The sequence below is a fragment of the Novisyntrophococcus fermenticellae genome (assembly GCF_018866245.1).
Taxonomy (GTDB): Bacteria; Bacillota; Clostridia; order Lachnospirales; family Lachnospiraceae; genus Novisyntrophococcus; species Novisyntrophococcus fermenticellae.
Window position 1 is genome coordinate 2,725,391 of record NZ_CP076458.1, and the last position, 16,211, is coordinate 2,741,601.

Here is a 16,211-nt window from a genome sequence, read left to right on the forward strand (position 1 = left end):
GTGGAAATTTAATGAGCTTATGAATATTCTATAAGGAAGTCATTCACATGGAGAACGTTATGAAAAATATCCAGTGGAAACCCCTTATTCGCAATCTGATTTTTAGTTTGGCTACAGGATCAGTCTCCACTATGCTCTCAGGTAATCTCATGGAAAAGTACGAGTCCATATATAAACCGCCCTTGTCACCCCCTGCCTGGGGATTTCCTGTCGTGTGGTTCATATGGTACATCATGATGGGAATAGCCGCCTATTTGATATATGTATCTGAAAACGCCAATGCAAAAGCGGCATTAAAGCTTTATGCAGCACAATTAGCGCTCAGTGCTATATGGCCGATTCTATTTTTTAGGTTTGAATTGTATTTACTGGCTTTTACCTGGCTTCTGTTACTATGGTATCTGGTATTTTTGACCCATATAGAGTTTAGGAAAATCCACCCATATGCAGGAAAGCTTCTACTCCCTTATCTTATATGGCTTTTCTTTGCAGGGTATCTGAATTTGGCGACTGCTGTCTACTATAAGATGTGAACCAGTTCACTCCTCAGGTCTATCAAGTACAAGCATTCATCCACACCTATAACATTTGCATGGGGGGCTGGATAAATGCTTGTACTCGCCTTGCTCCTTAATACATTTTTTCACAAAAGTCATACGTCTTTATGCCTTTGTACCTGTCAATGCAATTCCTTCTATAAATTGCTTCTGGAATATGATATAAATTACAATCATCGGAATCATGGCAAGTACGGAACCCGCCATAAGATTGGGATAATTTACAGCAAACTGTCCTCTTAAGGTGGACAGTCCGGAGGACAGTGTCAGCTTGTCCAGCTTTGTATTGACAATCAACGGCCACATCAGATCTGAATAGGCAAATAATGCTGTGAACACCGATAAGGCTGCAACCGATGTCTTTGTAAGTGGAAATGCAATCCTCAAAAAAGTTTTAAAATGTCCGCATCCGTCAATCCTTGCGGCCTCCAGCAAATCATCAGGAATCCCCATGTAGGTCTGTCTAAGGAAAAATGTTCCGAAGGCACTTACCAATGCCGGAAAAACCAGTGCGAAGATGGAATCCGTCTTTCCCAGTGCCGATATAATCTCGTATTGGGGAAGGATAAACACCTGGGCCGGAAGCATCAGTTGGGACAATACGATAAAGAAAAAAATATTCTTTAACGGAAACTTAAGTTTGGCAAAGGCATAAGCCGCCATAGAGGAAAATATCACCGCACATATAACGCGTAACACAATCATCATTAAAGTATTATAATATAATTTCAGAAATGGCAGACTGGCCGTAACCTGTGCATAAGCCGCTGTATTCCGGAAAGACTTTGGAAATAAGGCCGGCGGAATCAACGTTGTTTCCGGAACCGTCTTAAAGCTTGTTGTTATCATCCAGATAAACGGAAAAATCATGATGACGCTTCCAAGTATCAAAACCAGATATACAATGATATTGCCTTTACCCCTCTTCTTTCCTATTGTCTTATTCTGTGCCATGTCCCGCTCCTCCTCGTTTTATACCTTCAGACATCATACGTCACCCACTTCTTCTGCCCGATAAACTGTATCAGGGTGATGATTGAAATAAGAATGACACACCATACAACCATCGAAGCTCCGTATCCCTTATTATTCTTCACAAATGTTTCCTGATAGAAATTATACAGAATCGTTTCACAGCTCCTTATGGCCGGATTTGTTTTTTCAATCATCATGTAAACGATATCAAACACCTTTATCGAGGCCATAATCCGCATGATCAAAACAAAAAACAAGGTGGGTGAAACTAATGGAAGCGTAATTTTCTTAAACTGTTGAAACGAAGATGCTCCGTCAATCCGGGCCGCCTCATAATAAGTTCTTGAAATCCCCTGGAGTCCCGAAAGAAGTAAAATCGCATCATATCCGACACTACTCCATATCGTAACAAGGGCACATGCCAGTAGTGCTGTTTTCGGATCCGAAATCCAGTTAATACCCGATGGCAGATGAAGTGCTTTCAAAGTCAGATTGACAATTCCAAAATCGGTATTAAACAGCCATTTCCAAACCATCGCCACTGCTGCCGGTGCCACAACCATTGGCAGAAAGTATATTGCCCGGAAAACGGTCTTACCCTTGATTTTCTGATCCAGCAGCACCGCGATCAGAAGTCCTCCAATCACTGTAACAGGCACTGTATACACCATAAACAAGAGCGTATTGCCCGTGACCTTCCAGAATCCGCTGCTCTGAAACATCTTCGTATAATTGTCCAGACCTACAAACTTCCATTTGCCAAAAGATCCGGATTGGAAGAAGCTCATATATACCGTCCTGCACAAAGGATAAAAATTCAGTATGATTAATCCGATTATCGTAGGCAGTGCCATGAAAAATCCCGCCAGCGCTTCTTTTTTATAATTTTTTGACATCTCATCCACCTCACTGTCTTTTTCGTCTACTCTGCGGCGAGATTCTCATCAACCACTTGCTGACATTGTTCACAGGCTTTATCCAGATCTAAATTTCCGCTGTATACTTCAAGAAGTGTTGCTTCTACTTCCGGATACCACGCAGACTTGGATTTTGAATATGGAAACTGTACGCTGTATTCCAGCTGGTCCACGTACGCTTTTACATTTTTGCCCTCATAGTTATTGGCCCAGGAATCACCCGTATTATTAAAAGCAGGAATTGCCGCGCCATTTTCTCCGTGTATTACAGCTGCCTCTTTCGTTCCCAGGAACTTCAAAACATCCTTCACTACATCCAGATTCGGGTTATCCGCAGCTGTCGCATAAGCGAGTCCGTTGGATATACTGGCTCTTCCATCACCTTTTACAGGATCCGGGCATTTAGGCAGGACAGCCACATCCCAATTTAAATCCGGATAGTTAATATACAGATTATTAATTCCCCAGCTTCCCAAATTCATCATGGCGCCTTCACCGGCTACAAAGCGTTCCACTCTGCCCAAATCGGAAAATTCCTTCTGGTTTGGAGAGAAATCATGCTCCGTCTGCCACCCAATATATTCTTTCAATCCTTTCTTTGTTCCTTCATCTTCAAAACCAGCCTTCGTCTTATCTTCACTGATATAGAATCCTCCTGCCTGATATATGGTGTTCAGCCAGCCCTCCTGCTCGGTATCATCTGCCAGCATACCATATTTGCCGGTCTTCTCTTTTATAGTTTCCGACACCTCAACCAGTGTATCCCAGGTCCATGTATCATCCGGATATGCAACACCCGCTTCATCAAAGATATCCTTGTTATATACAAGTGCCACAGTGTCAACATCCTTGGGAATGCCATAAATTTTATCATCATATGTAAAATTTCCTACTAGATTATCCGGGAAATTATTCTTAAAATAGTCCTTGTCCTCCTCATCATACAAATCTGTTAATTCCGCAAGCATTCCGGCATCAGCGTACTTGCTGAATTCGTTGGTATGCATCCAGAAGATATCCGGAAGCGACCCACTGTTTGCCATAGCCTCCAGCTTGGTCCAGTACTCACTCCATGTGGATATCTGAACCTCTATGGTAACGTTCGGATGTTCCTCATGATATGCCTCCGCCAGAGCCTCCATCCCTGCCTGCTGGTAAATCTCCCACCCCAGCATCGTGAGTTTCACCGGTTTACCCTCAGAAGCTGTTCCCGATCCGGACACAGCGGAGCTGCTTTCCGGTGTGCTGCCTCCCTCTGTATTGCCTTCCTTCGCTCCGCAGCCTGCCAATGCAGAAGCAGATAAACAAATTGCCATCCCTAATGCGATACGCGCTTTTTTTCCTTTCAATTTGCTTCCTCCTTTTTTATGTAAATTATATAACCAAGCCGTAAAGCAATTATAGCATCTATACTTTTTACACAAAATATCATTAAACAGGCATCTACATACAATTAATGATGAAAAGGCTTTATTATGAAGTTTCTGCACGAATTTGATAATTGGCGTTTTATTGTGACCTGTGTATAATAGCATCTTATAATCAAGCTGTTTTTTATATATTTTATTACTCTATTAGTTCCAAGCCGTGTTAATTGTTGTGTTTTGTCTGTATAAACGTCACAAATAATGAAATTGCTTACACGAATCAGAAAGGAACGAATCTATCATTATGAGTAATTATATATTTAATTTTAACGAATGCCAGGATCTGATATTAATAGAAATCGGAAGCCAGAAATGTACGCCTCTTTACTCGTTCGGTCCCTTTATCCGGAATGAATATATCTTTCACTACGTTGTATCAGGAAAGGGCTATTTCTCCAAGTTTGGCAGATTTAGTCCAAAGGAAGTTAAGGCAGGTGAAGGCTTTCTCGTCGAGCCCAACTGCAAACACATGTATTATGCGGATGAAAAGAATCCATGGCACTATATCTGGGTCGTATTTAAGGGACTCCTGATTCCTCAGTATCTGCGCTCCTGCGGAATCTCCAAGGACACCCCAGTCTATCGTCCGAAAAATTATGACGTGCAGACCACACAAAAGGTGAAGGAGCATCTAATTGCAATATTAGACGCTCCCCATCACCGTAAATCGTATGTATTAGGACACTTTCATTTGTTTTTTGAAGCACTTGCTGAAAACGCCATGATTCAGGAAATTCCCGCCACGGATTCGCCGCTGAAAAACTTTTATATTTCAGAAGCGGTACGTTATATTCAATTTCATTATCAGGGGATCAAATCCCTGGATGAGATTTCCGGTTTCTGTAATATCAGCAGGAATCATCTGACACGCCTGTTCCAAAAGCAGTTCCATACAACTTTACAGGACTACCTGACACAGTACCGGTTAAGCAAAGCGCAGGAACTACTGGTCTCCACCAGCCTTTCCATATCCGAAATCGCTTTTCAGGTAGGCTATCAGAATGAGCTGAACTTTTTAAGAGCCTTTAAGAAAAAATACGGACTTCCACCAAGTCAGTGGAGAGTCAGGAATAATTTATAAGCTGAAATGATGAAATACATAATATGCTACCAGGGTCAAAAGGTCATGCGTTTCATGCGAGCATGAAAAAGCATGAATTTGGGACCCGCAAAACATGAGAAAGTAGCCCGAATAGGGCGGATTTCGAATGCTACATCATGATATTTTCATTTACCATCTTGCCAAAATATAATATAATAAAATATAGAACTCTTTGTCCCACTAAAAATGAAGGGAGATGTCCATATGGGAGCTTTTGAAAAAGTGGATTCCGGTATGCCGGGCCTTGATGATATGCTGCATTACATTCGGCTGGGTGATAATGTTGTCTGGCAGGTTTCCTCTCTGGAGGACTACCTGTTGTTCACAGAGCCTTTTGCCCGGCAGGCTGTGGAAGACGGCCGTAACGTAATCTATATCCGCTTTGCCGCGCACCCTCCTGTTTTGAAAGATTTATCCGGTATTAAGGTCTATGAGCTAGATGCCTCTGTCGGTTTTGAGAATTTCACGATTTACGTCCATAACATCATTACCAAAGAAGGGAAGGGAACCATCTATTTCTTCGATTCGCTCTCTGATCTTCAAGTAGCGTGGTCCACCGACCTGATGATGGGAAATTTCTTTTGTGTGACCTGTCCCTATCTGTTCGAGCTGAATACAATTGCACATTTTCCAGTACTTCGGTCGCATCACAGTTTTGCAGCCCTCGCCAGAATCCGGGAAACAACCCAGCTTCTTCTGGACGTGTATTCCGATGAAAATGTACGCTATCTGCATCCGATTAAAGTCTGGAACCGTTATTCTCCCGAAATGTTTCTTCCTCACCGCATGGAAAAAGACGGTACCTTCTTCGTTCTGACGGACGGGGTAGATATGAGTGCCTTCTATTCTCTCTTGCACGCACAGAGTACCTTCCAGGGGAAGCAGGACCTGGACAGTTATGAGCGCTTTTTTCAGGAAGCTATGGACAGTTATTTAAACAGCGGTGAACTGCATGAAAAGGTTATGAAAAAGATTGTCTTCAGTATGATGACACGTGATCCCAGGATTTCAGCCTTGATTCTGAAAAATCTGGAACCCGAGGATTATTTTTTCATCAAAGACCGCATGATCGGTACCGGTACGATTGGCGGTAAATCATGTGGTATGTTGATTGCAAGAAAGCTTCTGGAGCTTCATCTTCCGGAATATAAATCCCACATGGAACCCCATGACTCCTTCTTTATCGGCACGGATGTATTTTACTCTTATATAGTAAATAACGGGTATTGGAGGCTGCGTATCAAGCAGAGAAATGAAGATACTTACTTTACGGCGGGTGAAAAGCTGCAAGAGTCTATGCTGCACGGCAGTTTTCCTGAATCTATACGGGAACAGTTTCGGCGCATGCTCGGATACTTCGGGCAAAGTCCCATCATTGTCCGTTCCAGCAGCTTCTTAGAAGACAGCTTCGGCAGTGCATTTGCCGGAAAATATGAATCTGTTTTCTGTGCAAATGCAGGATCTCCGGCGGAAAACCTGAAAAACTTTGAAAGAGCCGTCAGAAGCGTTTATGCAAGCACCATGGACCGTTCTGCTCTTGAATATCGAAGGAACAGAAATTTAAGCCAAAGTGAAGAGCAGATGGCAATCCTGGTTCAGCGTGTCTCCGGCACTCGGTTCGGTGAATATTTTATGCCCTGCGCAGCCGGCACCGGCTTCTCTTATAGCCTTTACCGTTGGAGCAACGATTTGGATCCTGGTGCAGGGATGCTGCGTCTGGTGGCAGGTATGGGAACCAGAGCAGTGGATCGAACCGATGGTGACTACCCCCGTCTTGTGAATCTGGACAAACCGGATCGGACTCCCTTGACGAGTGTGGATCAGAAACATCAGTTTTCACAAAGAAACATGGATGTCATTACGTTTGCCAAAAACAAGCTGGAAAGTATCGATGCCTATTCGCTTCTATCGAAGCTCCCGGCATGGTATAAAAAGATTATTGCTGAGCATGACTGGGAGGCCGAAAGATACTTTCGCGAACGCGGACAGGCACGGCAGGTACTCTTTATCTCCTGCGAAGGCGTTATCAAAAATCAGGCCTATATTACCATGATGCAGGACATCTTAAAAACTTTGGAGGAACAATATGGGGTACCGGTAGATATTGAATATACCGTAAACTTTAATAAGGGCGGAAATTTTGTGGTAAACCTCCTGCAATGCCGCCCATTAACGGTCTGGAAGTCGACCGGGTCGATTTCTCTGCCGGACCTGAAAAGGGAAGACACTCTCTTCAAAGTCAAAAAATCTTTTATGGGAAATACCGCCGAACAGATGATTGATCTTGTGGTCTGGATTGATTCCGGTCAATATTATAAATTCCCATATGCCCGCAAAAGCTTGATCGTGCTTGCGATTGATCAGATTAATTCTTATTATAAAGGAAGCGGAAAGCGGATCTTACTTGCTGTTCCGGGCCGGATTGGCACCTCCTCACCGGATCTTGGAATTCCGGTAAGCTTTTCGAATATATCAAATTTTCATGTTATTTGTGAATATTCGGATGGCCGGACGGGATATATGCCGGAACTCTCCTATGGCAGCCATATGTTTCAGGATCTGGTGGAAGCTGACATCTTTTACACTGCTATTTTTGAAAATGAAAACACAGTAGTATTTAACAAGGAATTTTGGGATGGAAAGGACAGTATTTTCTCTGAGATTTGTCCGGAATTCGAAGAGCTTGAGGATATTATCAGCGTATACGAGACGGATTTATTGTCACTTTATGCTGATTTTCAAGGGCAGACTGTGTTATGCGGTACTATTCATCAGTAAAGTAAGAAAGAAGCACGTCCTGAATATAGGGGCGTGCTTCTACTTTTCCAATACTTACCTCACCTCATAATGACTCCCTGTATTTCAGGGAACAGTTAATATAATGATTCTTCTCTTCACTGGGTTTATCTTCCTCCAGGAGGTCTAAAAGCAATTTCGCAGCATATCTTCCGAGTTCAAACAGTGGAAGATGCACAGAGGACAATGCCGGATAATATGCCTTGCAGATCTCGCGGTCATCAAATCCCACCAGCAGAACATCCTTTCCAATCTGATACCCGTTTTCTCTCATGTAATCATAGACGCCTCCGGCCATCAGGTCATTCATGGAAAAGATAGCCCGTATACCCTGTCTCATCAGCTTTTCAGCTCCCCGGTATCCGGACTCTTTCGTCCAGTCACCCTCCGCCACCCACTGAGGATTGAATGGAATTTTCTGCTCATACAAGGCTTTGTGATATCCCTGCATACGCATCCTGGTATGGTAACTATCCGTCATTCCGGTAATCATTCCAATTTCTTTACAACCCTTTTTCAGAAGGGCCGATGTTGCCATCCAGGCCCCCTGTTCATCATTATACAACACGGAAGGAACTCCCTCTTTTTCTATAAATCCATAGGCTGCCACAATGGGGATAGAAAAATTTTCGGGTATACAGGTGATCGTATGGCAATGCCCCTCAATATAGATAATGCCGGAGACTTGTTTTGACGCCATGATATTCAATTCTTCCAGTACCTTCCCCTCATACTCGGGAAAAATGTAAAATTCATCACCGTGTTTCTGAAACATTCTCAGATTTCCCAGCAGAAATGTATATCCTTTTTCGTCCAGATAAGAATTTATTCCATCCACTACAGCAGGTGTATGGAATATTGTCAGATCCTCTGCGATAATGCCAATATTCTTTGTCTGCCTCTGTTTCAGATTCCTGGCCATAAAATTGGGCACATAATTCATCTCTCTGGCAGTCTTCCATATCAGATCCTTTGTCTCTTTTGAGACTTTTCCCCTGTCATTAATAACGTTCGAAACTGTCGCTATGGACACATTACACTTTTGTGCTATATCTTTGATTGTTGTCAAATTGCGTCCCCTTTCTTTTTATATCTGGGCAGTTCCTTACGTATTCATGTTTATCTGCACCGTCTTTTTCTCCATACCAGGAGACCTGTCACAGCAATCAGTGCAATCCCCGCGGCTGCTGCAGGTACCGCCACATTCGTTTTATCCCCTGTTTTTGTACCGCCTGTTTTGGAGGTATTTCCATGCCGGTCTTTTTGAGTGCCACCTGCGTTTTTTCCGCTGCCTCCATTATCTTTATCGCCGCCGTCACTTTTGTCTCCGTCATTAGTTCCGGGAGTCGGTGTTGCCTGACCTTGATCAGCCTTGCCTACCTCTACAGATAACTGCTTAACCTCGGGTGTCACATCCTGACCATCTGCAGCCAGCTCTTCCACACTCGCTGTAACCTCCAGTACTGTCTGCGCCTTTACTTCACTTCCCAGCCGAAATGTCATATCAACCAGGCTCCCATTATCTTTCAGGGGAGATGCTGCGGCAAATGCCACAACAATCTCTCCCTCTTTCTTATTTCCGCTCAGGCAGTCGTTGATTTCGCACATGGCTCCTGACAGCCCCTCTCCTGCATTTGCGGATTCCAGTTTCATCTTTTCGCCTTCATACTTAATTCTTATTTTTCCGCTGGTCACCCCGGAAGCCCTTGCTATAGCACAGGAAATCGTTGCCTGGGAATCTTCTTCATTGATTTCTCCTGACTTGAGTTCAATCAAAGGAACATCTGCTGCATATACGGGCATACTGTGACCCAGCAAAAATGCACAGGTCAGAACCGCTGCCGCTTTAATGAAAATATGTTTCATGTGGATTATCCTGCCTTCCCTGACTACTAATTACGAAAAGAATCGATCATCTCTGCCGACAGTTTCAAAATTTGAGTGACATCCTTGGTATCCTGCTTCTGATCCCTATTAACATCGGCCGCATCCAGGTTCTCCTTGGAGAGGTCTGTAAGCTCTGCCGTATATTTCAGCAGGAGAGCCGAATCTGCAGTATCCACCTTGCCATCTCCATTTACATCTCCGAGAAGACGAGCTTCCAATAATTCCCTGACCAACCCCTTAAGTGCCTCATTAATCTCGCTTTGCACTGCATTTTCATCATCTAGCACCTCCACAGCTTTCGTATTGGCTGCATCCAGACCTTCCAGACTGGCTTCCACATACTTTTCTCTGTCAGCAAGAATCTCGGCTGCTTTGTTTACCATGTTCTGAAGTTCCGTCTTGTTTCCTTTCAGCTTCAGTCCGCTCAGTGCCGTCAGCAGATGCTTATATGCTTCATCCGCCTCACTGTCTGTTGCATTCGGATTAGCCTCCACTGCCTTTGCCGCATCGAGGGCTTCTTTCAGGTTTGTGATACTGCTGCCTGTGTATTTTTCTTCATTTTCCAGAATCTGCTCCACTGTCTGAATCAGTTTTTTCAGCCTGGAATCCTCTTTCTCCAACATACTGTTCACCGCTGTAATCAAGTCTCTTGTGGCCGCATTAATCTCATCCTGAGACGCATTTACATTCCCTGCAACTGCCTCGGCATAAGCAAGCGCATCTCTTACCGCCTGGATGCTTGCCTCGGTGTAGGTCTTGTCTGTGACAGGGTCCTCCAGAATGGCTTTTGTTCCACTGATTGCTGCTTTCAATCCATAGTTAGCTGTTCCATACTCCAGATTTGCATATGCTGTAATCAGACTACGGAATGCTGTATCCACTTCTGACTGCGTCACATGTTCATCCGCAGCAACTGCCCTGGCCTCATCGAGAGCCGCCTGCAGCGCCAAAAAGCTCTCAGGGGTATACGGATTGTTCGCTTCCTGCTCTCTCTCCATCTCTTCGCCCATGGTAATCGCCAAATTGAGCGCTGTCATATCCACAGGAATCATTACGTTAACATCCAGAACAGCTGTTACAGTTGCACCATTCTCAGTGTAGGAGATTGTAATGGACTGACTTCCCACCAAGGCACTGTCAAATCCATCTGCCTGAATCAATCCCAAATCACTGATCAATTTTGTATTGCCATCCTCGTAAGCAGCCTCCAGAACCATTCCTGTCAGATCCAGTTCCTCGCCGGGCAGATAGGCGAGCTTGCCGGGCTGCGTCTTGATTGTGATCTCTGTTACCTTCGGAACTTCAACAAGGGCTGCGATTTTCTCCTGCAGATCTTTCAATGCTCCATCTACAGTATCCTGATATGCCTCCTGGTCCCCGCTGACAGCTGCTGCCGTATTCAAAGCACCTAAAAAGGCTGCCCAGGTATCCGCCGTATAATAGCTTTCCTTCTCTTTGAGCTGTTCTGCCTGTCCAAGTACTGCTTCCAGACCGCTTTTATCCACAGTCGTGTAGACTTCCCACTCCCAAACACCGATTCCATCACTGCCATAAGCAGGTTTTTCCAGTGTACAGCGCAGTGCCCGTGCCTCAACCGGATTCTCGAATTTTATATGGTTCATGGCATTGGCTTTAATATCTTTGTTAACTGTTTTTAAAGGAACCCATTCGTCACTGTCCATAGGCAGATACGTAAAGGCATAGCTCTTCGGTGTTTGGATTCCGCCGCCATCGTTCCAGATATACAGATCGGAAGCCACAACAGACACACCTGCCGGCCAAGAGTACTCCAGCCATTCAGAACCGCTTGCATTGCCCCACGTCCCCCAGTGTCCTCCGCTGAGCTTCACACCATCTCTGACCGCAGGAAGGGATTCCCAGCCCGATGTGAAGCTGGCTGTGAGCCCTGCCACGTAAGCGAGATTTCCGCTCTTCGGCTTCAGGTTCTTCATGGCCATCAGCAGATCAGAGAGTGCTTTGTCCACCTCTTCCTGGGTAGCCTTATTGTTTTTAAGCACTATATCCGCCGCTGCATTCGCATCCTTCACCGGATTCAGACCATCGACAAGCTGTGATGCCTTCAGTGAATTCACCTGGTTATATACCTTCTTCAGTTCCGTTTTGTCCGTGAGCCCTTCTCCGTATCCGTAGACCTTCCACTCCAGGATTCCGCATCCCAGCCCCACGGGCTTCATGTCAATCCGGATTCCGGTAATTCGTGCAGCTTCAAAGGTTGTGGTGTTGTACTTATTAAGTTTGTTCTCAAGTCCGGACACGTTTCTCGGCGTATACCAGTTACCGTTCTCATCCCGCAGTTTCACCTGCATATCTTTTGGCTGAAAGTTTCCGCCTCCATCACGGAAGACGTACACATCCATGGAGTCAGCGATGATAGTTCCTTCCCAGGTATACTGCACCCAGGCTGGTCCGCCCTGGTCACCAAGCCAGTTATGCCATGCTCCGTTGCTTGTATCTCCGGAAGAACTCGGATCAACACCGTTATTCAATGATGCCACACCGCCCAGATCCTGCACAGAGTTTATGATTGCGGCTGCATTTGCGACTGTTGCAAGATTCTGTTTATTACCAGATACAACGTACACAGTCACAGCAACCTTCTGCTCACTGCCTTTCACAGTTCCTTCTGCTGTAAAGGATCCTTTTTTCTCGTATTTTTCCGGATTGACTGCCGCCCATTCCACCTCCGCATCTATAACGCTTCCATCCGGGAGGATTACCTCTACTTCTGCAGGAAGTTCCGGAGCAGTTCCTTCCTTTGTCATAACGCTGACTCCACGTTCCACACCGTTCACTTCACCGGTCATCTTTAACGTGATATCCTTGTAAGCAGATACATCCGCATCAATTGCTGTAAAACGCACCACATATGTTCCCGGCTTGGATGCCTTCAGCACTGCACTTGCCTGATCTGCATTTCCAATCACAGCATTGCCGCCTTCCGGCTGCTCTAAGACGCTCCACTTATATTTTAATTCACCATGATACAATGGATCACTCTTCGCTTCTCCGTTCAGGGATGCAACACTCAGGTTCACCGGATCCTGCACAGCCGTTACTTCGCCAATCGTCGGAGCGGCTCTGTCGGGAGCAGCTTCCAGGGTAACCGTCTTTTCTGCCGTTGTCTTTAATGTTCCATCACTTACAGTCAATGCAATTACATATTCACCCTCTTTGGATCCAACAGCCTGGGTATTCGGCATATTGGGCTCTGCAAAGGTCATAGCTGCACCTTCTGGTATCTTCGTGGCAGCCCACGTATAGGTCAGGCTTCCATCCCAGGCACCATCATCGTAAGCACTGCTCTTAACATCAAAGGGAACCAGTGCCTGAAGTTTCTCGTCTGCCGTCAGGATTTTAACAGCCGGAGCCTCATTCTCGCCACCGTCCATCTTCTCGATGGTAACCTGTGCTGTAGTTCCGGCAATCATAACATTTGCCGTACCCTTATTATTCTTTATATAACACTGTCCTGCTGCCTCTCCGTTCAGTTTAATGCTATAGAAACCATCCTTCACACCTGAACCACTTAAGGAAATCCTGGACAGATGTGATGTATCTGTCAGGCATTTCAAAGTCAGATCAAAATACGTACCCGACGCATCTATAACTGCCTCCGTACAGGAATCCTGCTCCAGTGTCAGGTAAACCTTGTCATCAAGCACGTTGATACGCTTACCAATTCCGTCCTTCGGAACAATTGTATAGCGGTCTCCTTCTTTCGAGGCCGTACTTCCATATCCTACCACCCCAAAAACCGGGTCTGTCACTACGTCAGAGCTGATGGACAGCAACGAACCATAAAGTCCCTCGTCGCTCTCACCGGAAAAATCATTCCACCCATTATTCATCACACGGGTACCGCCGTCATTGACATTCATTGCGCCATGTCCGCCCTTGTACATGGTGTATCTCCAACTTACATTACCGATGTATTTTTCGCTGATCTGTCCCATATTGATTGCATTGAAGTTGGATAATTTCGCAGCATAGTTTACCCGTTGCGCCCATGCGCTGGAATCTGTATCCCAGCCATTATCCTGATAACGCAGCCAGTCATCCATAATGGATCCTGCCAAAGACGCAGTATACTGGAAGTTCCACCAGTTCTCACCACCTATAAATACAGGATCCGCGTACTGGTACCAGGTTGGCTGCAGCCCCCGCATTGCACGGGTTTTCCATTCTGCCATCTCCATCTTGCCAAGTGCATTTGCCGCATTGCTGTCATTTGGATAATAAGTACGGAGCGCCTTGGCTGCAGCATATGCCCCTTCCTCTCCGGTATTATCATATACAAACTCTGATCCGTAAGGGTAAGTTGCTCTTGTCATATTACTACCCTTGTCGTAGGCAAATTTTTTCTGCAGTTTGCCGGCTTCATCCGTCATACCTTCCGCGCGGAGGGCTTCAATAATATCCGGAACCTGCTGCTCTCCATAGAATCCGATGGCATCTGTGCCTACACGATTGTAGTAAATATTATACGCCTTATCCAGGTAATACCGCGGACTTTCACGATAATCGATAAGATCCGGATATGCTTTCTGTATCCGATACATATTGAAGAATCCGGTTGCTTCCATTACCTCGGAAAACGTACGGTTGTACGGTGCCTGGCTGCTTCCGTAGATACCGGATCCCGACAGATAGTTCGCAACTGTGTAGTTTTCCTGCGTGTACTTCATATAGTTTTCCCACATAAAGTCAATCAGATAACGTTCAATGGATTCAATCTCTTCAGGGTCCGGATCCAGATAATTCTTCATGGTCATAAAGTTAATGTTGTCATGGCTCCAGTCATCACCCCAATGGTTCTTCGCATTTTGATCAACGCCGCTTGCAAAATACCAGTCATTGTAGATACCGTAGGTAGGACTGTCGGGGTTGTTGTCCTGCTGGTTATTGACCATAAAGTCGGAGTGCGTCTCGATGGACTCGTCTAGCTCAGCCAGAACATTGAACTCAAACTGTGTGAACTTATCGACCCACTGGTCACCCACCTTGAGCTTATAATTGACACGTATGCTGTTATTTCCGAGGCAGCCGAAGGTAAGGTCGTAGATATGGTGCCACTCACCATTCACAAGCTTTTCCTCCACGAATTTGCAGGACTCCTTATAATCCGGATTCCCGTCATGAGTTCCCCGTCCGCCGCGGGAATTATTGACCATTCCATTCTTCTTCTCCGGAATATGGTTCGCATCAAAAGGATCATTCTCATGTACACACTGTATATCAACATCCTGAACCTGAATTTTATTATTATCATAGTGCAGATCCAGCTTGACCGGCATGTTAATTGCAGTCTGGAATCCGGGTACCGCAACCGCATCGATCATCCCGGAGTTGTAGAGAACGGAACGCATGTTAGATTCACGCTCCTCCATGGAATTCGAAGCATTGTTTGCACTGGCGGCGCTTTCCTGAGGGGTATTGTCACCCGCACGGACAGCTGAGAACTTAAACTGATACGTCTTACTCTGCTCAGGTGCAAGCACCAGGCTTGTAGCATCTGTATAGTAGCCACGGCCGGTCTTCTGAATATCCTTGGAGTGAATATAATAGACATTTAATCCCGGCTGCCAGCCGCCGCTGTCACTTGTCCAGTTGGTAAACAGATTTCCGGCGCGTTCACCGCTCACCTGGTTGTTATTCCCAACCCAGTTGTCAATATATTCAATCCGGGCACCGCTCTCAGGAACCGGTGTGAACATAATATAATTTCCTTCACCGCTGCAACGTATCGCGTATGCATAACCACTGTCGGCACCAGCGAATGTATGTGCTGTCACACGTTCACTGTAGACGCTGTCCTGCGATGTATATTTATTGTTCCAGGGCATAGGCAAACCCACATCCCCGAACTCGATGTAGTTGGAACTCTTGTTGGTAAGCGTAATTTCCCAGAGAAGCGAACCATCGTCCGTCTCCATATCATAGACGGATTTCACGTCAAAGCCTTTCATCGTACGTGAGGCAGTGGAATCTTCATCCTGTCCGATATAATTAATCTCTACTTTTTTATCATCCACCACTTTTTTCTTTATGTAGGGATTGGATTCCAGTTTCTGTGTGGCGTCAGAATAGGTTGTGGAACCGCCGGCCGCAAGTGTTTTGTTCGTATCCACCTCGACGAAGCCGCTTCTGTCCTCCGGGAATTTTCCGTCCTTGCTGGTACGGTAGGAGAAAAGCATCTCCCCCATCCACTGGTGCTGTACTCCGTTCTGTGGACTGGTATCGTTCGGCAGGACAAAGTTCACCTGCTTTCCGTGATTGTTGGTTCGGTTATTCTTGATGTTCATAAGTGAAATCTGGCCAAGATCACCAATCTGTACGCTGAGGCTGTCATTAGAAATCAGCCCGGGCACATTCGCTTTTTCATTTGTCTCAGCTTTTGCCGATATCGCATTGGGAAGGGATCCCCCCAGCATAGAAAGCGTCAGCAATGTAGACATGCCAAGTGATATGGCTCTCTGCTTGTATGAATGTCTGACTTTCTGCATATTATTTCCCTTTCTCTTTGACTTTG

At 45.4% G+C, this 16,211-nt stretch carries 9 protein-coding genes; 3 read left to right on the plus strand and 6 right to left on the minus strand.

Annotated elements, in window-relative coordinates; genetic code table 11:
• Positions 1-47 precede the first annotated feature (47 nt).
• The gene (locus KNL20_RS12570) at positions 48-533 is read left to right on the plus strand and encodes a TspO/MBR family protein (protein WP_230398078.1); all 486 of its coding nucleotides are present in this window, start codon (positions 48-50) and stop codon (positions 531-533) included.
• 129 nt (positions 534-662) lie between these two features.
• On the opposite strand, the gene KNL20_RS12575 is transcribed toward KNL20_RS12570, so the two are convergent.
• The 3 genes from KNL20_RS12575 to KNL20_RS12585 are packed head-to-tail and all read right to left on the minus strand — an operon-like array spanning position 663 to position 3,798.
• The gene (locus KNL20_RS12575; protein ID WP_230398079.1) at positions 663-1,511 is read right to left on the minus strand and encodes a carbohydrate ABC transporter permease; all 849 of its coding nucleotides are present in this window, start codon (positions 1,509-1,511) and stop codon (positions 663-665) included.
• 26 nt (positions 1,512-1,537) lie between these two features.
• Positions 1,538-2,428 carry a carbohydrate ABC transporter permease gene (locus KNL20_RS12580; RefSeq protein ID WP_230398080.1) on the minus strand — a complete coding sequence of 297 codons (891 nt, stop codon included), beginning with the start codon at positions 2,426-2,428 and terminating at the stop codon, positions 1,538-1,540.
• 26 nt (positions 2,429-2,454) lie between these two features.
• Positions 2,455-3,798, minus strand: coding sequence for an ABC transporter substrate-binding protein (locus KNL20_RS12585; RefSeq protein ID WP_230398081.1), 1,344 nt, complete (start codon positions 3,796-3,798; stop codon positions 2,455-2,457).
• A 322-nt stretch (positions 3,799-4,120) separates the two neighbouring features.
• Between KNL20_RS12585 and KNL20_RS12590 the strand changes: the two genes are divergently transcribed.
• Positions 4,121-4,957, plus strand: a complete 837-nt coding sequence (locus KNL20_RS12590; protein ID WP_230398082.1) for an AraC family transcriptional regulator — start codon at positions 4,121-4,123, stop codon at positions 4,955-4,957.
• A 225-nt stretch (positions 4,958-5,182) separates the two neighbouring features.
• Entirely contained in the window at positions 5,183-7,756 is a 2,574-nt protein-coding gene (locus tag KNL20_RS12595; protein WP_230398083.1) for a PEP/pyruvate-binding domain-containing protein, read from the plus strand.
• A 64-nt stretch (positions 7,757-7,820) separates the two neighbouring features.
• On the opposite strand, the gene KNL20_RS12600 is transcribed toward KNL20_RS12595, so the two are convergent.
• Genes KNL20_RS12600 through KNL20_RS12610 form a run of 3 tightly spaced genes read right to left on the minus strand, consistent with a single transcriptional unit; the run spans position 7,821 to position 16,185 of the window.
• Entirely contained in the window at positions 7,821-8,843 is a 1,023-nt protein-coding gene (locus KNL20_RS12600; RefSeq protein ID WP_230398084.1) for a LacI family DNA-binding transcriptional regulator, read from the minus strand.
• 50 nt (positions 8,844-8,893) lie between these two features.
• Positions 8,894-9,640 (minus strand): LPXTG cell wall anchor domain-containing protein, encoded by a 747-nt coding sequence (locus KNL20_RS12605; RefSeq protein WP_230398085.1) that lies wholly within the window; start codon positions 9,638-9,640, stop codon positions 8,894-8,896.
• Between the two features lie 26 nt (positions 9,641-9,666).
• Positions 9,667-16,185 carry a DUF5695 domain-containing protein gene (locus tag KNL20_RS12610; protein WP_230398086.1) on the minus strand — a complete coding sequence of 2,173 codons (6,519 nt, stop codon included), beginning with the start codon at positions 16,183-16,185 and terminating at the stop codon, positions 9,667-9,669.
• Between the last annotated feature and the right edge of the window lie 26 nt (positions 16,186-16,211).

Excerpts from the sequence above, each read along its gene's own strand:
- KNL20_RS12580 (WP_230398080.1), bottom strand. The coding sequence starts at position 2,428 with ATGTCAAAAAATTATAAAAAAGAAGCGCTGGCGGGATTTTTCATGGCA.
- KNL20_RS12590 (WP_230398082.1), top strand. The coding sequence starts at position 4,121 with ATGAGTAATTATATATTTAATTTTAACGAATGCCAGGATCTGATATTA.
- KNL20_RS12595 (WP_230398083.1), top strand. The coding sequence starts at position 5,183 with ATGGGAGCTTTTGAAAAAGTGGATTCCGGTATGCCGGGCCTTGATGAT.
- KNL20_RS12575 (WP_230398079.1), bottom strand. The coding sequence starts at position 1,511 with ATGGCACAGAATAAGACAATAGGAAAGAAGAGGGGTAAAGGCAATATC.
- KNL20_RS12605 (WP_230398085.1), bottom strand. The coding sequence starts at position 9,640 with ATGAAACATATTTTCATTAAAGCGGCAGCGGTTCTGACCTGTGCATTT.
- KNL20_RS12610 (WP_230398086.1), bottom strand. The coding sequence starts at position 16,185 with ATGCAGAAAGTCAGACATTCATACAAGCAGAGAGCCATATCACTTGGC.
- KNL20_RS12570 (WP_230398078.1), top strand. The coding sequence starts at position 48 with ATGGAGAACGTTATGAAAAATATCCAGTGGAAACCCCTTATTCGCAAT.